Raw genomic sequence first — 21,407 nt, 5'->3', positions numbered from 1 at the left:
CCCGCACCTTGAATTTTCGAATGTATGACTAATGACGATGAGGCCTTATGAACAAATCTCTGCTGGCATTGATCTGCTGTGGCGCCGTTTCATCTTTTATCGCACAGGCTGCGCCAACATCCTGCGTTCCTGAAACTTTTGGCGGTAAAGGCGATGCCAGAACCCTGAACACTCATGCCATCCAACAGGCAATTCAACAATGTAACGAACGCGGCGGCGGTACAGTAAGGCTCTCCCCGGGCGTATGGCTCAGCGGCCCATTGCAGCTGAAAAGCAACATCACACTCCAGATTGATAAAGGCGCAACACTGAAAGCGAGCAACCAGGAAGGCAAGTTTGTGCAGGCCTTTATTGGCCACCCTGCACGGGCCAACGAAGCCTTTATTTTTGCCAGCGATGTGCAGAATGTCGCGATAACGGGCGGGGGTACGCTGGATGGTGATGGAGAAAAGACCTGGTGGCCGGAGGCGCTGAAAATCCGTGCTGAAGTACGTAGTGGTAACACCAAAGCCTTTACGGATCGTTTCCCTGGCATTCCACTGGCAAACGGCGCGCCTCGCCCGTGGTTTGTTGAGTTTAATAATGTTACTGGCGGTAAGATAGAACAACTGCATCTGACGAATTCGCCGATGTGGAACATTGTTATCCGCAATAGCGCAGATATTGACGTGCATGAGGTCACGATTAATAACCCGACGACCTCGCCGAATACTGACGGCATGGATATTGTCTCGTCGCGTAATGTGACGGTCTCGAAGATGGATATCCACACGGGGGATGACAACATTGCCATCAAATCGGGTCTGGTCCCGGGAACCGCTTCACCCTCGAAAGATATTGTCGTGCGTGACTCGATCATGCGTGATGGTCACGGCATCTCGATTGGCAGTGAAACCGCTAATGGCATTGGTCGCGTGACGGTCAGTCATGTCACCTTTATCAATACCGAAAACGGCGTGCGAATTAAATCCGCACGGGATCGTGGAAACACCATCGGCCCACTGGTCGCCGATCATCTGACGATGACGAATGTCGCAACACCGATTCTGGTGACCAACAGCTACAGCGGTCAGTCCGGAGCCAAAGGCAACACGCTCATTTCCGCGCTGGATGATGCGCAAGTGACCGCGACAACGCCTAAAATCAGCGGCGTTAATATTTCGAACCTCACCGCCACAAACGCAGATCACGCCATGATCTTTAGTGGTTTGCCGGAATCTGCCGTGCAAAATGTCTCACTTAACCACATTGATATTGATGCAAAATATGGCGTGCAGGCACGCTATGTGAACGGGAAAGGAGAAGCTGTACGGATCAAAACCCAGCAGGGTCCCGTGCTGGAGCAAGGCCCGCAAGCGGCGCTTAAATTTAACTGACAGCTAGCCCGGAGTGTGGTGTGCCTCCGGGTATTTTTCGCTCATTCCAGACATTCAGCCCCGTGAGATTGTCTGCTCTTCGCTCAAAGTTGCCCCTCAGCGCCACGCCAGGCGCGGAGTAAACACATCCGTGTAAGTGCACAATTTCCATGTGCCACTAAAGCAACGTGTTCCCATCAACATTCAGTCAGCTTTATACCCCTGCCACTCGCGCCAGACATTCTCAGGATCAATATCGCGGTAGCCACGCTCTCTGATTATATCCTCGGCTGCTTCGGCCGGGAGGCGGATGGCTGTAGCGCCATCGCGGATGGACTCAACCTCATCGCGGGTCAATTCCCTTCCCATGTCCTGTTCCTTATCAATCAGGATGACGATCAACGCAGGGATAAATACAATCTTCATACTGATAAGCCTCTGAAATATTCGTATGCCACTGTATCACTGACAGTTTTGATATAGTTCAGTAATCGTTAGTTTATTACTAGGACGGGAATCATTCATGAAATTACAAATCCGTGAAGCCACACCGGTCGATGCGATGTTGCTTAATACACTGGGCTACCGCATCTACCGCGCACACTTTGAACATCTGTGGGAGTCAGAGTCTGAACTGGAAGCTTTTTTAGCAAGCGAATATTCTCTGGAAGAGCTGGAACAGAGTCTGAAAGAGCAAGCGGTCTGTTGGTATGTAGCAGAGACCGATAGGCCAATTGGTTTTGCGAAAGTGACCTATGAAAGCAGAATCCCCAATACGAATATGTCAGGGATGCTGCTTAACAAACTCTATCTTGAGCCTGCTGACACCCGTAAAGGTTACGGTCAGGTCATGTTTGACACCGTCAAAGAGCTGGCCCGGGACATGGGGAAAGGCTTTGTATGGCTGGAGGTTCTTGAACAGAACGAACGCGCCTGTAATTTCTACCGCAAACAGGGCATGACCTTAATTAAAAGCGACTATTTCAAAACAGCTTCACAGCAGAGCGTCATCAGGATCATGGGCATTGCTTTCTAGCGGGTGACCGGCCGCTCCGTGCCAAAAGCGGAATTTTCGCGCCTATTAAGAGATGACCAAATTCAGTTTGTCACTAGAGGGGATATACTGCAAAGTAATGATGTCACCTATGTTTCGGTAGCCAAATTCACTATGCCAGAACAATCGGCTCTGAACTTGCCAATAAAATCCAAGGTATCCACAACATACGGATTGCTGAGGTGACGATGCTTAGTGCAGCTCAGTACCTAGCTCACGAGGCTGAACCGGGAAACTAATATAATTAATTAAGTTCAATGTTAAGGATTAAAATGTTTAGAATAAATTCAATCATGAACGACAGTCGAGACAAGGTTAGAGTCCATGACTTTAGTGAAGACTCACATAACAATTATTACACAATTCTCACTGGTGATAACGCAAGCGGAAAATCTAGTTTATTAAGTAAGGCTATAAATTTCTTTCTGTTTAGTAATGTAAATAACAACGATCGCAACCCCGCAGTTGAACTTGAATGTTTGTCAGAGAGGAATCCTAGCAAAATCATTGCCATATGCAACTCAAAGTTTGATAGATTCACATCCAATAAAATCCTGAATGATAAATTAAATAATAAAGAAGCGACTCAAATTACAATGAGTTACATTCACCCAGAGGTAAGTGACAATACTAGGAGAGGGATATCTGGCATTGTTGACCAATGCATTAAAAATTCATTACGTCATAAAAAAACAAGAGATTTGCAAGACGCTAATAGAGTGAAAGAAGCATTTATGATGTTTGGGTTGCAATCAGATTTGCACCTTAAGTGTACTTTGAACACACAAAACATAAAGTATGTCTTGTCTATGTTAAACAGTCTGGTTAATGGGGGTGTGATACTGTCCGACGAAGGTATTATGCATACCAAAAAAATTAATTATTTAAAAAACGAAGAGTTAAAAAATAGAAACTTCAAGTTGGACAAATCGATTGAAATTATATTAAAAGAAAATAAATACAAAGATCATTTTGATGGATTATACGACACATTGCTAATGTTAGATGCTGGGAAATTTACACAGGGAAATTTTAGTAGTATATATTTTTCTGTTGCAGAAGGAACGATTAGCACGGAAGCCAAATATCTATTTGATGATTTAAATGAAGTTGAAATAATTAATATTTTATTTGTGTTGGATTTGATTAATGTTTCTGATATTCAGGTCATGCATCTTAACTCAAAAAAAGAAGTCAACATAGTTTCACTGAGCTCTGGGCAAAGAACATTATTCGGCAATGCAATTGTATTAAGTGGATATGTAGAAAAAAACTGCATGATATGTATTGACGAACCAGAGAATAGTTTACATCCTGAATGGCAACTTAATTTTATGCGTTTCATATCTCTTTTATGTCCCGACACTCTTGAAGCTCATATACTTATTTCGACGCATTCACCTCAAATTATTTCTGGCATGCAGTTTGATAATGGCTGTGTGCTGTCTCTAGAAAATAGAGATAATCTTGATTCGATAATAAGAAAAGAAAACAAATATGAAGAAGGTGGGTTTTATGAACTACAGCCTTTGAAAGCCTATAGAGAGCAGTCTGCTGGAAAACAACTTACAGGTGTTTTTAAAAGCCCAGGGTATAAAAATGACTTCATCATAAAAAAATTACTCTTAATACTGTCTAAGATATCAAAAAAAATCGCTCTTACAAAAGGTGACAATGAATTCATGGACGAAATCAGCATACTTATTGATAAAAAGAGAATACCGGAAGGAGATCCTGTACAACTGATACTCAAGCAGATCATTAGCTTTGAATATGTTAGGAAATCTGATGATTAATAGACCTATTGTATACAGCGCAACAGCTCAAGAATTTGTAGATACATTCAACGGAAACGCCTCGCATTGGGATGGTACCTGCGCAGTGCGTAAAGCCTTCCGAAAAGAAGTTAGAGATTATCATCGCGATGAACAAGAGTTCATATGTCCCTACTGTGGAAGATTAAGGGAAGAATTTCATGGTGGGCAATGGGATATTGATCATATTATTCCTAAGTCTTCTTACCCACAATACCTTTACACCCCAAGAAATCTTGCTGTTACGTGCAAAGACTGTAATACGCATAAATCCAAAAAAATCCCGCTACTAATTCCACTAGACAGCGGAGCACCCTACCCTGAGAATACTGAGTCTTACAAAATAATACATCCGCATTTTGACTCTTACAATGATCATATTACGCTAAGAAAAGATAAAAAAGGTCGATCATATCATGAAGTAATTACAGATAAAGGCCGCGAAACTTTCCGTATGTGCAATTTGATTCGGTTCAGCGAAGTGATTTGTGGCACCTCTGAGTTTGTTCCTGAGTTGGGAACTGAAATTGGTATCACTAATAGCTTTAGTGAGTCAGTTCAAGTGTGGTTGGCGGATTATGACGATCTAAATCCTGTCGATGCGGAAATTGCCTTACAGGCTCTGATGCAAAAGATAAGCCTTCGTTGACACCTAGTTAATTGGAAATATAATAGACAGTGTAGTGAAAAGTAGTAATGGGCGTATTAAGCTAATTTTATTTAGCTACTTAGGGAGAGAAATGCTCCCGCTTTTTAATATACGGTAAAGTTAGTGACACTTCCATCTAGCAGTAAGAAAGCCGCAAACTTCCGCTTTTTGCTCATAAGGGACTACCATACTCAAATCTCCCACATTTCAGGAGATTTGAGTATGAAAACTTCACCATGGAGACTTACCGTTAGATTGAAACTACTAACCTAAACTGTCATGTCAGATATGAGTCACTACTTATAACACTACTACAAATTAGTTAAGTTCAGTTAATTAACTTTGCCAATCATCAGCTATTGGTTGCCAATTAACTTCGCGAGGCTCTTCTGTAGTGTTAGACCACACATCCCAAAAATCAGGATCGTCAGATTGTGGTCTTTGTTTTTCAGTAAGCTCTTTCATTCTAACTAAAACCGGAAGTTCAGAAGCCCATCCTAGTAGAATGGCATGCCGAGATGGTAGCGATGGCAACTCCCTCAACAACCCCCTCATGTTATCGGGAACAAGTCTAAGGACTTGCTCTTGATCTCTATCATTACTAATTCTGTGCAACAAAAAAGTATTACATTGAGATAACACAGTCGGAGATAGCTCTGAGGGGCGTTGGGAAGAAACCACAAGACCTAACCCAAATTTCCTGCCTTCACGTGCGATCTTTTCAAACACTTTGCAGCATACGTCGGAGACTGACTGACCCTCACTATCTTCTTTGTAGCGTTTAATAAATGTATGCGCTTCTTCTGCAACCATAACTGTTGGTAGTGGTTTTCCCTTAAGCCTTCGATAACGTTGTAATGCTTCAAAAGTTACTCTGGAAATTACAGCAGTTACCAAATGTATTATTTCATTAGGGACTAGCGATAAATCGATAACAGTTATGGAACCTTGTCCATCTTTACCGAGAAAAGTGTCTAACCAATTAGTTAAACTGATAGGCTGTTCCGAATCATTTGTTACTGCACTTATACGGGTGTCACCTAGCATTGTTCGAATGCGAGTCAAAAGGAATTCAACGAATTGCTCTGTGCCTGTTTCTTGAGCTAGAGCTTCGAGGTATGCGACAAAATCATCCCCTTTAAAACGAATAGGCGCATCTTCACTTTTTGGAAGAAGTTCTTGTTCATCGCCTCCAAGCGTTTCATATGCATTTTTCAATTCATTAATCAACTGATCAGTATCTGAAACTTCAGGTTTTTCAGGCCATTGAATTCCTATACGAGAGGAAAGATACACATTCATCGTGTTTATTAGATTACCGAAAGGTTTGTTATCGATTTTGTCGTTTAATGTGGAGAGGCTATTATTCCAAGACGTTAAACTTTCAGCGAAACCTTTGGCATGGCCGCCATTCACATATATCTGGCCCTGGCTTGACAATTGCCTTATGGATACGAGGAGGATTCCGCAGAAGTGTTTCGCTTGGATTGTCACATCATCTTCTGATAAAACATCATTTCTCATCGCCCTCAAAGCTCGGCGTAGTAAAGGAAGTTGAACTTTTGAACTCGCTTGAGTGAAAGCACCCCACTCAGAGCTATTCCATAACCATGACGGAACTTTAAGATCTATCTCTCCAGCACCAGTGTTAGCTTCTACACGTAATAGCTTCCCCTTGTATTTTGATTCTGGACCGAATGCCCTACTGTATTCTCCATTTGGATCAAGTATTATGAACCGCGCATTTGGAGTTTGTCCCTGTTGTAAAACAGCATCTAAAGACCATTGAATTAACCCCGCAACCGAGCATGATTTACCACTACCTGTATTGCCCAAAACAGCTATATGTCGCCCAAAAAGCCTATCAGGGTCCACTTTTATTTCCGCATTGTTAGCTAGAGGGCTCTCCCCTATTTTTACTCTTCTATTGTCACCTGATTCGATTATCGATTTTAATTGCCGGTCAGTAGGCAGGAGCACGGAGTCACCAACCGAAGGAAAAGCATCTGTTCCTCTTGTGAACTTGTAATCTTCGTTTTTTCTATCGACTCTCAAAGTACCAACGGGATTGATACTGAGCTTTTTAAGTGGAAAAGGAAGATCTATCAAGCCAAAATCTTGTAAGCCTCTTCTTTTGGGGTATGGAGAGTGTTCTACGGCAATCCACTCAACCTGTCCAACGAGAAATCCATCATCGCTACTGATCAGTACATAACTATTTATTCGAGGAAAATTGCGAGGGGAACCGCCTTGAAGTGACACTGAATCAGGGGAGTCAATCTCTAAAGAAACTCTAATTTCATTAGGTGATACAAATCCAACAGTGCCAATTCTTAATTGTTCTAATCTTTCTATTGGTAAGTAACTCATTGTGATACCTCGGAACCAGTTGAATTACCTAATTCTTTGGACTGGATAAATCCTCTTTGCTTAAGCAATTCAGTCATTTTTATTGATGCTTTATCAATAGCTGGTTTAGGTAAATAGTTATCAACTAAAGTCTTGAGGTCTCCTAAATGGTTTCCCATTAATAGGGTGATCTGTGCTTTTCTTCCACTCTTACTAATAAAATTTATGATTCTTCCAAGCGGATCTCCGAAGGCCATTATGACTACATGAGTCGAAGGCACTGTAAGCATGTCTTCAATTACCCTGTTGATATGCTCATCACCAAAGCTATAGCCATAGGTGACTAATGTGCTATTTGGACGGCTAGTTGCTGCGGCTAGATCTCGAAATAGCTCAACATAAGGGTACTCGGCAGTTTCTCTATCTTTTACTGAGTTAGGGTAAATCATAAGTTGTTCAAAGCTGTTGCTTTGATGGCCTTCAGCTTCTAAAAAAGGTTCAACAGAACGTGCTCCAAAAGGTAAACCAAAGCGCCTAATCGCGTTATTTTGTTCATGCCAATCAAGGGAGCCATGAAGCTTAGTAAAACGCGCTACGCCTTCTAAATATCTTGGTTCGCCACGAATTCCTGGAGGATTATAGTGATAATCAACCTCCAATCTTGAAGATCGAAACACTGGAGCGATACTTCCTACAAAGCGATCTATAAGTCTCAAACCAGCAAGCTCAGCACCTACTTCGATAATGCGGTCATAGTTTGTTGTAAAAATATGCAGCCTATCGCGAGTAGCGGTCCTACTTGCAAAGCTCATCAAGAAGCTAACTAGATAGTTGAAAGTTTCCTCTTTACGCTTTGGTTCAGCAGTTTTAATCAAGTATTCTCCGGCACTCACAGATCTTGAAAACTCACCTAGGCAGCGAGAAAGCTCTCCTTTGAGCATTTCTAAATCCGCTTTTAGATTTCTATAAGCAGCATGAGGAGCTGGAGGATTTTCAGGTTGAGGGGTATTCAACACAGTCAGAATTTCAAGTCCTTTAATAAGTTCATTAATAGCTCTAATTTGATCCTCTATATTTCCGTTATCGCGACCTGCAGCTTTGGCAGCCTGAGTAGAAAATGCATCTATTTCACTTTTACATACGGCTAGATCGCTGATCCAACCCATTCCGGCTGGAGGTGAATCTGTAGCCGATATTTGAATAGACGTGCTTAAACCCGCACCTATCAATAAATTTAAATGTTCGGATTGGAATAGAGCGGTTAGCCAAGGCTCGATATTTTGGCGTAATCTCTCTATTGATATTTCTGCTCCCTGTTCTCCCCATGCACTGTTTGCCGATAGGATGAAAGGATGAGAATCAGCCTGCTCGCTAGAGTTTGGTAATAGCTCAATAATTTCGGGTACACTGCCAACCTTAATTTGCTGAGTATTCATAAATACACTTCTTTTATTTGTATAAAAAATATAGGTTTGTAGGCAAAAACGAGAGCCACTAGTGTAACCGTCAATAAACTATTGGCTTTGAACCTTACGCCTCACAAGCCTCCAAGAACCTTAGAGGATCATCGATACAACCCTAAGGTACTCAATGCTTTTTCTAACTTAGCATGGCTAAGTTGCAACCGGATAGCACATAAATTCTTGGGATTCTACGTAGGAGGAAGAGGAAAGCGGTTCGAGTCCTCAACAGAACTGTTTTTACTGGTTTGGCAGTCTCGAGGTCAGGTGTCAGCACCAGCACTAGCCTCGCTTCTCTCATATTCTAAAGAGATGACTTGCTCTTCATTGATTAGTACACCCTGACGTTAGGAATCGCTCCATTACCAATGTGAGAACTTCCGCTTCTCGCTCAAAGCAGACATTCAACTCAGTAAGCTTGCCCGCCTCTTGCCCACGCGTAAATCAAGAGCCGCACACTGTATCAAGTCTATGAATCCGCCGTTTTGCGAACAGCAAAATAGTGCGCTGGCGTACTGCCCATGGTTTTTCTGAACATGGTGATAAACGCGTTAACCGACTCATACCCCAGGTTTGCTGCCACGTTTTGTACCGACACCCCGCTTGCCAGCTCCCGCAGGGCAATAATCAAGTGCAATTGCTGACGCCAGCGACCGAAGGTCAGACCGGTTTCACGCAGCATTAAGCGCGCTAACGAGCGCTCGCTGAGTGCCAGTCGCTTTGCCCAGACTTTGAATGTGCTCCGATCTTCCGGGTTGCTGACCAGCGCATCGGCCATAGTGCGAATTTTAGGGTTCGCAGAAACCGGCAGGCTCAATTTCTGCTGCGGCATGCTCACGAGTTCATCGAGCGTCACTCTGGTCAACCTGCCAACATGACTCTGCGGTGCGTAATCAGCGCCCTCATTCGTTAAGCGATCCACTAACTCTTTAATCAGCGGTGAAATGGCCAGCGTGCAGCATTTTTCCGGCAGTGCGGCAGCGCCGGGTTCAATAAAAAGATAGTTAAGGTGCGCATTCCAGGTTGCTTTGGCGCTGTGGGGGACGCCGCCGGGGATCCACACCGCGCAATCGGGTGGAACAATCCAGATATCGTTTTCCGCACGACAAATTACCGCCCCATACAGGGCAATAATCAACTGCCCTTTGCGATGCGTATGAACCGGCACTTCGGCTGCGTAGTCGATGAAATCGATATGGCGAGCGACTGCCGGGCTCGGCGTGCTGTCGGGATCAAACATCGTATTGGCAAGTCGGGATGTCATGTTATTGGCAACATTTAGGTATTTTTTGACAGAATAGAGTATTTAGTGACATGTGCAAACCGGGAATAATTCCCGGCATGAACAAAATGACTCCTCATTCGATGCCTATTTGGCATTCGATGCGTCGCTGGTCAGGTCGCATCATGACTCCCACGCTATTAAGCGATGCCCACGCCCTGCTCTATTCCGTCAGGAGTTTTGCCGCTGCGATGCTCGCCTATTACATCGCCCTGTCGATTGGCCTTGAACGGCCCTCCTGGGCCATCATCACTGTCTATATCGTTTCGCAAACGTCGGTAGGGGCTTCACTGAGCAGAAGTCTCTATCGTCTGGCCGGTACGGTGGCTGGCGCGGGGGCAACGGTACTGATCCTGCCCACGTTTGTGAATATGCCCATTTTATGCAGCGTGATGCTGACAGGCTGGATCACGTTCTGCCTTTGGTTATCCCTGCTTGAACGTACTCCACGCGCCTATGCCTTTGTGCTGGCCGGTTACACCGCAAGCCTGATTGGCTTTCCCGCCGTATCCGACCCAGGCTCGGTGTTTAACATTGCTATCATCCGGGTGCAGGAGATAACGATCGGCATCGTCTGCGCCGCGCTGATTCACAGGTATATTCTGCCCAGTCGCATATCGGGCCTGTTCAACAGCAAATTGACGCAGACGCTACACGCGGCGCGACAGCATGTAGCCGATACCCTGGCGGGCAAGTCTGATGCGGTTTCAGCCCCCTTGCACCTCGCGCTGGCACTGCAATTCCTGCAAGGCATCAGCCACCACATCCCGTATGATTTTGCCCTTTCGGTTCCGGCCCGACAGGCCAGAAAAGTACTCCATGACAGGATGGCGCGATTAGTCATCGTAAACGGTGAATTACGCGATCGCTTGCAGGTAATAGCGGATATGCCCGCCGACATGCAGACGCTACTGGATGAGGTTCAGGCCTGGCTAACCTGCGACGATGCCGGGAAACGCAAGGACACCGCAAGTGCCCTACAAAAACGCAGCGCCCGGTTAGCGCAGGAGTATGGGGAGCAAGCACTGACCTTTGAGGATGCGCTGAGGGTGAACGTCTTAGGCTACCTGGCGGAGTTGATTAGCCTTATTCACCAGTGTGAGCGCCTTTCGCAGGCTATATTTCACGCGAAACCCGCGCCCATACGCGAGGAAGATAGCGCGGCGAAAGGGTATGTTTTTCATCGCGATCCTCTGAGTGCAGTCCGCACGGCACTGGGCGCGTTTGTCATCATCCTGAGCGGCTGTCTGATATGGATTGACTCAGCATGGCCAGATGGCGGTACGGCGGTCTCCATTCTTGGGGTTTGTTGCACGCTGTTTGGCAGTTTCGACACGCCCGCCCCCCATATTGTGAAATACATTATCGGCTCCTTCTGGGGCGTATTGATAAGTCTCATCTATAGTTTTGCCCTGCTTCCTCAGCTCAACGATTTTCCCGTGCTGGTTGCCGTGCTTGCTCCAGTCTATCTGCTTGCCGGGTCACTCCAGGCACGGCCGACCACCACGTTTATGGCGATGGGAATAACGTTGACGCTGCCCGTATTGTGCGAGTTGGGAGCGCACTACAGCGGCAACTTCGCCGATGCGGCTAACACCGCCATCGCGCTATTTTTCGCGACCGGTTTTGCGGTCTTTAGCATGAGCCTGCTGCAAACCGTGCAAGCCGACGCAGCGATAAACCGCCTGCTGAAACTATGCCAGCATGATATCCGCCGGAGCGTGAACGGCGTGTTTAAAGGCGATGAAACACACTGGACCAATCTGATGATTGATCGGGCCGCCCTGCTGCTGCCACGTATGCCGCGTAGTGGGCTGTCATCTGCTCGGGCACTTGCTCACCTGATGCACTTTATGCGCGTTGGCCTCAGTGTGAGGCATCTTCGCCGCTGCGATGTGCCCTCAGGCAGCGGGATCAACGCCATCCTTTATGAGCTAACCCGCTCTACGGAGACAGAAGCCTTACGTGAGCGCATCGCTACGATAACCGATCTCTGCTTGCCCGCCACTGATGAACCATCACGCCAGTTAGTCGACAAACTGGTTGATCTGCACTGCGCGTTACGAACTCAGGACGAGGAACACAAATGATAAATGACATCAATATTGGGGGTGTTTTTATCCCCGGCCTGCTGATAACTGCGCTCATCGCGCTGATCTGTACGCTGTTACTCATACCAATTTTCTCTTTCAGCAGGCTTTACCGCCGTTTGCCCTTTCGCCCGTTGATTGATTTTTCAACCTTTATCATTAGTTTTTTCCTGCTTTTGCAGGGTCTGACCACTCTGGGGTTATTTGCATGAAATCTTTACTCTCTTTGCTGGGTCGCTATGCGCTGACGTTAAGTGCCGTGGCAGTGGCAACACTCATGGCTTTTATTTTCTGGAAACAGAATACACAGACCCCCTGGACACGCGACGGGCGGGTTCGTGCGGATGTGGTGCAGATTGCACCGGATGTTTCCGGGCCGGTGAGCCGCGTTACGGTCCGCGATAACCAGTGGGTTAACCGTGGCGATGTTCTCTATGCCATCGATCCACACTGGCTGAAGCTGGCCGTACTGAGTGCACAGGCTGACGTCGAGGCAAAACGTCATGAGATGCTGATGCGCCAGGATGCGGCCAGGCGACGGGCGCTGATCAAAGGGGTGATTTCCAGTGAGGACATCCAGCAAACAGCCAGTGCGGCAAGCATCGCGGCGGCCAATTATCAGGGCGCTCTGACCGCGCTGGAACTGGCGCAGCTTAATTTAACGCATGCCACCGTGCGCTCACCGGTGGATGGCTATGTCACGCATCTCCGTCTTCGCCCCGGTGACTATGCCACTGCGGGAGAGACAAAAGTCGCCATTGTCGATGCGCACAGTTTCTGGGTGGTGGGCTATTTTGAAGAGACTAAACTGCGTCATATCCGCGTCGGGAAAACCGCGCAGATTTCGCTGATGGGTTTTGATCCGCTGATCACAGGCCACGTGGAGAGTATCGGGCGGGGGATTGGTGACAGTAACGATGAGACAGGCGGGCTTGGGCTGCCGGATGTCAATCCCACTTTTAGCTGGGTTCGGCTCGCTCAACGCGTACCGGTGCGCATCCAGTTAGATACCTTGCCTGCAGGCATTGAGTTAGTCGCCGGATTATCCGCCAGCGTGTCCATCAGGCCTTAACAGGTATTCACAGCCGTTACCTTAAGCGAATTGAGGTAACGGGCTATTTGATCCAGCTACGAACGTTGCCTTAGTGCCGTTTGTTAATCAAAACGCCGCTCATCAACTTATGTGATTGAAGCACTCAGCGGATCCACTTTCGCATTCATCAGGATGAATTGTGCCGCTTTACTCGCATGCTGATTGATTAAAGGCACCAGCCGTCTGAAGTGCTCGCTGTTGCAATGTGCATCGAGCGCGGCCCTGTCTGGCCACTCTTCAATAAAGATAAAATGCCCCGGATCTTTTTCATCCCGGTACAGATCATAAGCAATACAGAGAGGCTCTTTCTTCGTTGCCGCCACGAGCTCGTGGTAGAGAGGAAGAACGATGTCAACACTCTCAGGTTTGATGAAATCTTCAGCGATCACCTTTAGCATGCAAGTTCCTTAATGAAGTACGGTGTACGCGTTTTTCGCGTTTATGACCACCCTGACAGTCTGATCAGTACCAGAAATGGACGTTTATGATGCTGTGTAACCATAAACGATAAAACGCTGGAAATTGCAATCAATAACTGTATATTTAAACAGTTGTTTGATTTGAGGGGTGTATGAAATGAATGGCTCAGTTGAAGAAATAGAATTGGTGGTCTGCGCAAATCCTAACGCGGAACAATTACTCCCTATTGAAGAAGGTCTGAATAGCTTCAACGACTTAATGACAGGAATGAGCGATCGCCAGCCGCTATCCGTATTAATAAAATCAAATAAAAATGGTGAAGTGCTGGGAGGCATGCAAGGCCGTTCTTCATTAGGTCTGCTGTTTATTGACCTTTTCTATCTTCCACCCGCGATACGCAGATTGGGGGTGGGGACCGAGATCCTTCGCTGCTTTGAGGATGAAGGCAGAAAACGAGGCTGCTCTGCTGCATTCTTGTACACAATTAGTTTTCAGGCTCCTGATTTCTACAAAAAACACGGCTGGGAAGAATTTGGACGTATTGACTGCAAACCCGAAGGAACAAGCCGTATATTTATGAAGAAATCCTTATAAAAACCTGCGCTTCGCTTATCGTGCACATGACGGCTTCCTTATTGGTTGTTCCGTACCTCTACATAAAACAGTGGTGATGCGAAAGTTGTTCATTTATTATGCCTGTAACAACGTGCAGGACAGAATAACTCTTTATGGATAATCTTTTCCTTCAAAAAATCATCATTATATTTATTCTTATCCTGTGGGTAATAAATGAATTCAGGACTAAGAAAAAAAAGCGATCTGATCCCGCTATTGAAGCAGCCGATGCGAGAGAACGCCATGAATGGCGCTATCTCAGATTGGGCGGCCGGGTAATCAGAATGGCAGTGACAGTGTATATTTTTGTTCAGCTAATTCAGTTTTTACTGAAATAGCTGGCACTGTCAGATACGACTGAATATCCTTGGATTCCTGAAGCGGACGTTGCGAAGTCCGCCCTGTATTCATTACTGGTCTCCGGGGCATGTGTTCTCGTTTTGGAAAAAACGCAAAAACTGAACGGTTTGCTGATTCATGGTTTCAATAGCCGCCAGATGTTCAGGTTTTTTCCACTTAATGCCGATGATGTGCAGCAAGTCCCGGTAGAAAATATTGAGTTTTCCCCAAGGGTAAAGAATCGATAACCCGTTATCCATCTGTTCCATCCACCTGCGGCAATGCAGATTTAATTGAACGGTGTACGCGAATACGTCGTTATACTGTTTCTCGATTTCCGGTTTTAGTGTCAGCAGTTTTTCATGCTCTTGCTTAACAAGTACTTCCTGATCCTGAAAAGCGCGAGCTTTGGTCCAGGCACCTTTCGCCGCGAAATAGATAATCGGTGCCGCGACAATACTGCCCAGTACCAACATACCGCCGCTCATTCCTGCTCCACCCGCAGCAAGCGCCCCACCACCAAACCAGGCAAGTGTCGCGTTAGTCGCTGCAACACCGGATAACGTGCCGATGGCAGTACCTGTAGACGCGGTGCCAATGGCTGAAACAAGCGCCCAGGCACCCAATGCCATTGAGCCCCCGACAATCCCGCCAAATCCTACGCTGAGTACGCCAGAATATTGTTGATTGAATCGCTCAATACTTTGCGTTGCCTGAATTGTTGGCCGTGACTGTTTATCAAAAGTGTGAGGCGTGGTTTCCAGTACTTGTTCAATGCGATCCAGTCTGGCTTTTACGGTTTTTAATGTGTCACCCAATTCGCTAAGGCGATTATCGATCTTTGCTTTTATTTGCGTGACTTCGTCATGCGTTATTTTGTAGGAGGCATGCGTGGATTCGAAACTTGCTTTCGCATGTTCTAACTCCAGCGAACCACCGAGCGTGACAATAGCATTCGCGGTGCGAAGCCCTGCTTTAAGTAATCCCATTTTTTGCCTTGTCTGGTTAAGCCTGGACTGCCTTTATTGGACGTCAATTCTTATCAAAGTTATTGCATTGGCAATACAGTATTAACGTACGCAGTGATTACCAGGGTGCACTAAGATTACCGCGTTAAAGGAAGACTGCTCTACCCCTCAATTTTCAGGGTATCAATCACAATTCGTAGCGCAGGCGACACATTACGATGTGGGTAATAAAGGAACAGACCCTCCATTTTCAGGCTGTAACGCTGTAATACCCTGATAAGCGTACCGCGCTCTAAATCATCCGCCACCAGCTCGACGGGAACATAGGCCAGTCCGAGCCCCAGACGCGCTGCTTCAGCTTCCATGTAACTATCAGATAAGGCCCACTGCCCCTGAGGTCGGTGGGTGATTTTTTTATCGTCCTGAACAAGTTCCCACTGGTACACACTGCCATCGGCCAACTGATAAGCAATGCAGGGGTGTATAACTAAGTCGGCGGGCGTTTGCGGAAAACCGTAGCGGCGAAAATGCTCCGGGGTGGCGACAATCGCCATCTCCATATCCGGGGTGATGCGTGCCGCGACCATACCACTCGCCACCTCAGGCCCCAGGCGGACACCCGCATCAAACCGCTCTTCAATGATGTCGACAAACCTGCTCTCATTCATGAGTTCAAGCCGGATATCCGGGTAGCGCTGTTTAAATACCGCGAGTTTTGGCAGAAGACATTTATCAATAGCATGCTGACTGGCATTGATGCGCACCGTGCCGGATGGCGTCTCCCGATAGTGCGCCAGCGTGGCCAGCCCAAGATCTAAAGCATCAAACCCGGACTCCGTCTTCTGGTAGAGCAACTCCCCCGCCTGTGTCAGTGACAGCTTGCGCGTAGTACGCACTAAAAGCTGTACACCCAATCGCTCTTCGAGTTCACGAACAGAACGACTGACGCCTGATTGAGCCAGCCCGAGCCGTTGAGCCGCCGCGGTAAAGCTCCCTTCCCGCACCACCTGCATGAACAGATAAAGCTCATTATAGTTCTCCCGTCTCGCCATCAACCTGCCCTCTTGATTACTGCCATTTCACACTTAATTCATAACAATATGGTATCAATCTTAGCAGTTATGACCCGCTAATCAGCACTAATTCTGCTAACTATAATGGCCTTCTTGAAACAAATCACCGCAGCGTTGTCTGGATGAAACCTGTATCAACATGATGTTTTTAGGGGGATTTTCATGACTACTTTCAGCCGAAAACTGACCGCCACGATACCTGCAATGCTGTTATGCGCATCATTAAGTGGAGTAACAACAATGAGCTTTGCCGACACGACGAATCCAAACGCCCCTGTATCGATGGTGAAAACATGGGATAAGACCTTCGCCAAAAGCACAAAGGTTGAACACCGTAAGGTCTCTTTCCAGAACCGTTATGGCATCACTCTGGTGGGCGATCTCTACCTGCCAAAAGATCGGGGTGACCGTAAGCTTGCGGCGATTGCCGTTAGTGGCCCTTTTGGCGCGGTTAAAGAGCAGTCCAGCGGGCTGTATGCGCAGACCATGGCAGAACAAGGATTTGTCACGCTGGCCTTTGATCCCTCTTACACAGGTGAAAGTGGCGGCGCGCCACGCAACGTTGCGTCTCCGGATATCAACACAGAAGATTTCAGCGCGGCGGTGGATTTCTTAGGACTGCAAAAAGAGGTCGACCGCAACCGTATCGGCATACTGGGTATTTGTGGTTGGGGGGGCATGGCGCTGAATGCCGCATCCATGGATACCCGCGTTAAAGCCGTCGCCACCAGTGTGATGTACGACATGAGCCGGGCAATGGGACATGGCGTGGGTGATGGCAAAGATCGCTATTCCACCGCCGATCGTCATGCGGTATTGCAGTACCTCAACGAACAGCGCTGGAAAGATGCAGAGAGCGGAACGTTTGCTCATGGTGCGCATGACATCAATGTGGATCAGAACGGTAAAGTGAGTGCAGGTGAACGTATTCTTCCGGAGGCATTACCGGCAAATCCGCATCCGGTACTGAAATAGTTCTTTGATTACTACCGCATGCCGCGAGGTTTCCACCCCCGTTCCGTAAACTCCACAGGAGCCTGGACAGCAACGATGCCGCTATCGTTTATGAATATGCCGCTGCTGAGCTATGCAAATGAAATCACCATCCCTACGCTCATCGTGACCGGTGAAAATGCCCATTCGCGTTATTTTGCCGAAGATGCTTATAAAGCCGTGGGCAGTAAGCACAAAGAACTGGTTATTGTCCCGGGCGCAAACCATGTGGACTTGTACGACAATGTCGCCGGAAAAATCCCGTTTGCGCAGTTTGAACAGTTCTTCAAAACAAGCCTGAAATAACGCCTTTGCAATTCCAATGATGAAAAGCCACCTGTCTGCGGCGGGTGGCTAAGATCCTGACCTTCATGAAACCGGAATATGTCCACATTAAGCCAAACAACATCACCGAAGAATCAACCTGCATACTGGAGCGGCATTTTTGCGATGACCCTGTGCGTTTTCGTGCTGATTGCATCGGAATTTATGCCTGTTAGCCTGCTCACGCCTCTGGCCCGGGATCTCGCGGTCACTGAAGGGCTCGCGGGCCAGGGCATCGCCATCTCCGGTGCGCTGGCGGTGCTGACCAGTCTGACTCTTTCGCACATTGCCGGGAATATTAATCGTAAATATCTCATGCTGGCGATGACGGCACTGATGGCGGTGTCGGGAATCATTATTGCCTCTGCGGGCAGCTATCTGGTGTATATGGCAGGACGCGCCATGATTGGTGTTGCGATCGGCGGGTTCTGGTCAATGTCCGCGGCAACGGCTATTCGTCTTGTACCAGCCCACCACGTGCCTCGTGCACTGGCCATTTTTAACGGCGGCAATGCACTGGCAGCGGTCATCGCGGCCCCCCTTGGCAGCTACCTTGGTGCCACTATCGGATGGCGTGGCGCATTTATGTGTCTGGTGCCAATTGCAGTCGTGGCGTTCATCTGGCAATGGGTTAGCCTGCCTGACATGAAAAGCACTAAAAACCGTCCTTCCCCTCCCTCAGTGCGCCAACTGCTCAGACGCCCTGCTGTTTCTGTTGGCATGCTTGCCTGCGGCTTATTCTTTATGGGGCAGTTTGCGTTGTTCACTTATGTGCGCCCGTTTCTGGAGACAGTGACAGAAGTTAGTGCCCCCGGCTTATCACTGATTTTACTCGCCGTTGGCGCTGCGGGATTTGTCGGAACGTTGATTGTTCCTGCGTTTCTCAACACCAGACTCTACCCAACGTTGACTATCATCCCATTACTGATGGCTGTCATTGCCGGAGTCTTAATCGTGGTCGGGCATAACGTCTGGATTGTTGCACTGCTATTTGGCGTCTGGGGCATGCTTGCGACCGCTGCACCAACAGGGTGGTGGACGTGGCTAGCCCGTTCACTTGCGGAAGATGCGGAGACGGGTGGTGGAATGATGGTCGCCGTGATTCAGCTTTCTATTGCCCTGGGCTCAACGGCGGGCGGCATTGTGTTTGACCACCTTGGCTGGCAGAGCGCTTTCGCAATGAGTGGTGTGTTGCTCCTGAGCGCGGTCGTTCTGACGTTTCTCACCTCGCAGAAAATACGCGTGCACTGAATAGCCGGTGAATCCTACCGAAGTAAGTCCCTTAGAGGGTGAATTAAAATCAGATCTGGGTTGACGCGGTTTTTAAAACATTCCCTTACGGTTTATCAGTTTCAGCATATGACATAGCGCCATGTACGTTGTGGGGTCAGAATCCGGTTCCCAATGGTTCAGCCCGCCTGAATGGCTGACAGCAGGCCTTAATAGCGCACCGCAGCCAGTAATGTGCGGGATCGGCGTTTTTCCTGACGTGCCAGGCTTGCTCAAAGTTAAAGCCGGGGATCGGCAGGGGCGGTTCAAACCGACAAATAGCTTCATGAACATGTTCAGAGGCGACCGTGCGGCTGGCAATAGTCAACACCAGGTCCGTTCCCACCAACAGGTTTACGGCTGCACTCCAGTGTGGAAGTGCAACGCATACGCGGCGAGTCAGACCTCTGGCGATCAAGGCTTTTTCGATTTCATCAACAGCATCAGGTTTCGCCCCAAGCTGCACATGGGGTTTTGCCAGCCACGTATCGAGCGTCAGCTTTCCGTTCGCGGGCAGAGAGCGTTTGTCTGCAAGACAAATAAACGTCTCGGGAAAAAGTGTCTCCGTCTGAAGCTCTTCCCCTGCCCGTAGAAAAACGCCGAGCGCCAGATCCACTTCGCCCTCCTCCAGTTGTGCCTGCATCATGTCCCGGCTGACCTGGTTGATGGCCAGATCCAGCCCCGGCGCCTTTTCGCGAAGATGTACAACCAGTGGTGGCAAAACTATCCTGGCGGCGTAATCCGACATCGCAATCCTGAAGCGCCGTTTTGCCGTCGAGGGGTCAAACTCCTCGGGTGCCAATAAATTATTGAGGCCAAGCAGTGACACCTCCAGCAGCGGCAGTAGCGTATGTGCCCTGGCTGAAAGCGTCATTTTGCCGTTCTTGCGAATCAACAAAGGATCATGAAAGTGTTCCCGCAACAGCGCAAGAGAGTGACTCACCGCCGGCTGGCTGCGATGGAGCCTGAGTGACGCCCGCGTGACGTGTTTTTCACTGAGTAACGCATGCAGCGTCAGGAGCAGGTTTAGGTCTATTTTCCGCAGATCATCCATGTGATGCATACCCTACATGTTAATTACCGATTTCAATAAATATAAATGATAGTGAAAGATACCTCTATTGCATCAGCTTATTCGTGAGGTTTCGTATGTTTATTAAAGCGTTAGTCATATCCCTTGTCCCGACCGCCCTTGCCTTTCTCGCAGGCACATTGCTCCCTTTTCAGGTATCGAGTAATGCTGCTGTAGGCAAAGCTCTGGGTCACCCGCTCTGGGGAGCGCTCGTTTCACTGGCTGTCAGTACACTGGTACTGGTGCCGCTGTTGTTGGCTTTCAATGTCCCGTCACCCCGCTTGAATACGGCACTTGCAGGACCATGGTGGCTGTGGATTGGTGGGGTATGTGGTGCGGTATATGTTCTCAGCGCTACCGCTTTAACACCAAAGCTTGGTGCAGCGGGTTTTATTGTTCTGGTCGTGGCCGGACAGATGATTGCATCAATATTTGTCGATCGGTTTGGTTTGATGGGGCTTACGCCCCGCCCTGTTACGCTCGGCCGGTTTGCAGGGGTGATGTGCATTGTCGTCGGAGCGATTCTGGTTCAGTACGCCGGAAACGGCAGTGGAGAGACAAAACCGGTTGCCACTTCTGCTGGCAGAAGATGAAGCTATCAGAATTCTGGCTGCGGGTGCTTTTCCTGACGGTATAAAAAACCCATTCAGCACTGACATCACCGCCTTTAACAATTTGCGTGATCTGGGCCGGACGCGGCCATTGGAGCAGAATCGACAGGATCGGGCACCGTTTATCTGGGTGTAATGCGCAACGTGGCTAAAGATATTGCTGAAATGACCGTGTTGTAAAACAGCTAGTTGGACGCAGTCTGATAACAGGCTTCCATTTCATCCAGCACCGGCTCATTTTCTAACCCCCACTGATACATTTGCTCAATGGGTTCGGCAAAAGTCCTGCCAAGCGGGGTCAGGCGGTAATCGACTTTTGGCGGGATCACGTCATACACATGGCGGGCAATCAATCCTCGCATCTCCAGCTCTTTTAAGGTCTGGAACAGCATCTTCTTAGAAATCCCCTGCAAACTACGTTGGAGCTCACCCGTGCGTGCGCGCTCACCCGGCCAGTGATACAACGCATGCAGCACCATCGAGCTCCATTTCACGGAAAAAAGTTCCATCAGGCGACGCGGCGGCGAATCCGCATAGAAAAAGAGTTTACCCTCAACCCAGGCAGGCATTGTTCTGT

At 47.9% G+C, this 21,407-nt stretch carries 20 protein-coding genes and 1 pseudogene; 12 read left to right on the top strand and 9 right to left on the bottom strand.

The window, feature by feature from the left end:
• The first annotated feature begins 47 nt into the window (after window positions 1–47).
• Complete coding sequence (locus AC5JPW_RS25460) at window positions 48–1,376, top strand: glycoside hydrolase family 28 protein (RefSeq protein ID WP_494244265.1); 1,329 nt, start codon at window positions 48–50, stop codon at window positions 1,374–1,376.
• Window positions 1,377–1,559: 183 nt separating this feature from the next.
• On the opposite strand, the gene AC5JPW_RS25455 is transcribed toward AC5JPW_RS25460, so the two are convergent.
• Window positions 1,560–1,781, bottom strand: coding sequence for a hypothetical protein (locus tag AC5JPW_RS25455; protein WP_494244264.1), 222 nt, complete (start codon window positions 1,779–1,781; stop codon window positions 1,560–1,562).
• A gap of 97 nt (window positions 1,782–1,878) precedes the next feature.
• On the opposite strand from AC5JPW_RS25455, the gene AC5JPW_RS25450 reads away from it, so the two are divergent.
• The 3 genes from AC5JPW_RS25450 to AC5JPW_RS25440 all read left to right on the top strand — a co-directional run bounded on the left by AC5JPW_RS25450 (window position 1,879) and on the right by AC5JPW_RS25440 (window position 4,872).
• A complete protein-coding gene (locus AC5JPW_RS25450; RefSeq protein WP_494244263.1) occupies window positions 1,879–2,391 on the top strand; it encodes a GNAT family N-acetyltransferase in 513 nt (170 codons plus the stop codon).
• A 290-nt stretch (window positions 2,392–2,681) separates the two neighbouring features.
• Window positions 2,682–4,205: an AAA family ATPase gene (locus tag AC5JPW_RS25445; protein WP_494244261.1), complete on the top strand. Its 1,524-nt coding sequence runs from the start codon at window positions 2,682–2,684 to the stop codon at window positions 4,203–4,205.
• Entirely contained in the window at window positions 4,198–4,872 is a 675-nt protein-coding gene (locus AC5JPW_RS25440) for an HNH endonuclease (RefSeq protein ID WP_494244259.1), read from the top strand. Before AC5JPW_RS25445 ends, AC5JPW_RS25440 begins: the two co-directional genes overlap by 8 nt.
• Window positions 4,873–5,208: 336 nt before the next feature.
• Here the strand turns inward: AC5JPW_RS25440 and AC5JPW_RS25435 are convergent, their stop codons facing one another.
• The 3 genes from AC5JPW_RS25435 to AC5JPW_RS25425 form a co-directional block, all read right to left on the bottom strand.
• Window positions 5,209–7,242, bottom strand: coding sequence for an ATP-binding protein (locus AC5JPW_RS25435; RefSeq protein ID WP_494244257.1), 2,034 nt, complete (start codon window positions 7,240–7,242; stop codon window positions 5,209–5,211).
• Window positions 7,239–8,657 (bottom strand): SIR2 family protein, encoded by a 1,419-nt coding sequence (locus tag AC5JPW_RS25430; RefSeq protein ID WP_494244255.1) that lies wholly within the window; start codon window positions 8,655–8,657, stop codon window positions 7,239–7,241. Before AC5JPW_RS25430 ends, AC5JPW_RS25435 begins: the two co-directional genes overlap by 4 nt.
• Before the next feature lie 493 nt (window positions 8,658–9,150).
• On the bottom strand, window positions 9,151–9,945 hold the full coding sequence (locus AC5JPW_RS25425) for an AraC family transcriptional regulator (protein WP_494244253.1): 795 nt from the start codon (window positions 9,943–9,945) through the stop codon (window positions 9,151–9,153).
• 209 nt (window positions 9,946–10,154) lie between these two features.
• Between AC5JPW_RS25425 and AC5JPW_RS25420 the strand changes: the two genes are divergently transcribed.
• Genes AC5JPW_RS25420 through AC5JPW_RS25410 form a run of 3 tightly spaced genes read left to right on the top strand, consistent with a single transcriptional unit; the run spans window position 10,155 to window position 13,125 of the window.
• Entirely contained in the window at window positions 10,155–12,053 is a 1,899-nt protein-coding gene (locus AC5JPW_RS25420; RefSeq protein ID WP_494244446.1) for an FUSC family protein, read from the top strand.
• A complete protein-coding gene (locus tag AC5JPW_RS25415; protein WP_494244251.1) occupies window positions 12,050–12,265 on the top strand; it encodes a DUF1656 domain-containing protein in 216 nt (71 codons plus the stop codon). The genes AC5JPW_RS25420 and AC5JPW_RS25415 overlap by 4 nt, the downstream gene beginning before the upstream one ends.
• Window positions 12,262–13,125, top strand: a complete 864-nt coding sequence (locus tag AC5JPW_RS25410) for an HlyD family secretion protein (RefSeq protein WP_494244249.1) — start codon at window positions 12,262–12,264, stop codon at window positions 13,123–13,125. The genes AC5JPW_RS25415 and AC5JPW_RS25410 overlap by 4 nt, the downstream gene beginning before the upstream one ends.
• Window positions 13,126–13,232: 107 nt before the next feature.
• Here AC5JPW_RS25410 and AC5JPW_RS25405 read toward each other — a convergent pair whose 3' ends face one another.
• Window positions 13,233–13,544 (bottom strand): putative quinol monooxygenase, encoded by a 312-nt coding sequence (locus AC5JPW_RS25405; RefSeq protein ID WP_494244247.1) that lies wholly within the window; start codon window positions 13,542–13,544, stop codon window positions 13,233–13,235.
• Between the two features lie 178 nt (window positions 13,545–13,722).
• Here AC5JPW_RS25405 and AC5JPW_RS25400 point away from each other — a divergent pair, with 178 nt between their 5' ends.
• Together AC5JPW_RS25400 and AC5JPW_RS25395 are read left to right on the top strand one after the other, a co-directional pair.
• Window positions 13,723–14,160: a GNAT family N-acetyltransferase gene (locus tag AC5JPW_RS25400; RefSeq protein WP_494244245.1), complete on the top strand. Its 438-nt coding sequence runs from the start codon at window positions 13,723–13,725 to the stop codon at window positions 14,158–14,160.
• A 134-nt stretch (window positions 14,161–14,294) separates the two neighbouring features.
• A complete protein-coding gene (locus tag AC5JPW_RS25395) occupies window positions 14,295–14,519 on the top strand; it encodes a hypothetical protein (RefSeq protein ID WP_494244243.1) in 225 nt (74 codons plus the stop codon).
• A 72-nt stretch (window positions 14,520–14,591) separates the two neighbouring features.
• Here the strand turns inward: AC5JPW_RS25395 and AC5JPW_RS25390 are convergent, their stop codons facing one another.
• Both AC5JPW_RS25390 and AC5JPW_RS25385 read right to left on the bottom strand, forming a co-directional pair.
• A complete protein-coding gene (locus AC5JPW_RS25390) occupies window positions 14,592–15,509 on the bottom strand; it encodes a hypothetical protein (protein ID WP_494244241.1) in 918 nt (305 codons plus the stop codon).
• Between the two features lie 140 nt (window positions 15,510–15,649).
• Window positions 15,650–16,540, bottom strand: coding sequence for a LysR family transcriptional regulator (locus tag AC5JPW_RS25385; RefSeq protein WP_494244239.1), 891 nt, complete (start codon window positions 16,538–16,540; stop codon window positions 15,650–15,652).
• Between the two features lie 261 nt (window positions 16,541–16,801).
• On the opposite strand from AC5JPW_RS25385, the pseudogene AC5JPW_RS25380 reads away from it, so the two are divergent.
• Window positions 16,802–17,860: pseudogene (locus tag AC5JPW_RS25380) on the top strand (alpha/beta hydrolase).
• Window positions 17,861–17,938: 78 nt separating this feature from the next.
• Entirely contained in the window at window positions 17,939–19,129 is a 1,191-nt protein-coding gene (locus AC5JPW_RS25375; RefSeq protein ID WP_494244237.1) for an MFS transporter, read from the top strand.
• A gap of 136 nt (window positions 19,130–19,265) precedes the next feature.
• Here the strand turns inward: AC5JPW_RS25375 and AC5JPW_RS25370 are convergent, their stop codons facing one another.
• Entirely contained in the window at window positions 19,266–20,201 is a 936-nt protein-coding gene (locus AC5JPW_RS25370) for a LysR family transcriptional regulator (protein WP_494244236.1), read from the bottom strand.
• A gap of 95 nt (window positions 20,202–20,296) precedes the next feature.
• Between AC5JPW_RS25370 and AC5JPW_RS25365 the strand changes: the two genes are divergently transcribed.
• Window positions 20,297–20,812 carry a DMT family transporter gene (locus AC5JPW_RS25365; protein WP_494244234.1) on the top strand — a complete coding sequence of 172 codons (516 nt, stop codon included), beginning with the start codon at window positions 20,297–20,299 and terminating at the stop codon, window positions 20,810–20,812.
• A gap of 203 nt (window positions 20,813–21,015) precedes the next feature.
• Here AC5JPW_RS25365 and AC5JPW_RS25360 read toward each other — a convergent pair whose 3' ends face one another.
• Window positions 21,016–21,399 (bottom strand): winged helix-turn-helix transcriptional regulator, encoded by a 384-nt coding sequence (locus AC5JPW_RS25360; protein WP_494244232.1) that lies wholly within the window; start codon window positions 21,397–21,399, stop codon window positions 21,016–21,018.
• Window positions 21,400–21,407: the final 8 nt, after the last annotated feature.

It is taken from the genome of Phytobacter sp., assembly GCF_059074235.1.
The sequence above is the reverse complement of the archived record's forward strand: the minus strand, read 5'-3'. Positions and strand labels throughout refer to the sequence as shown.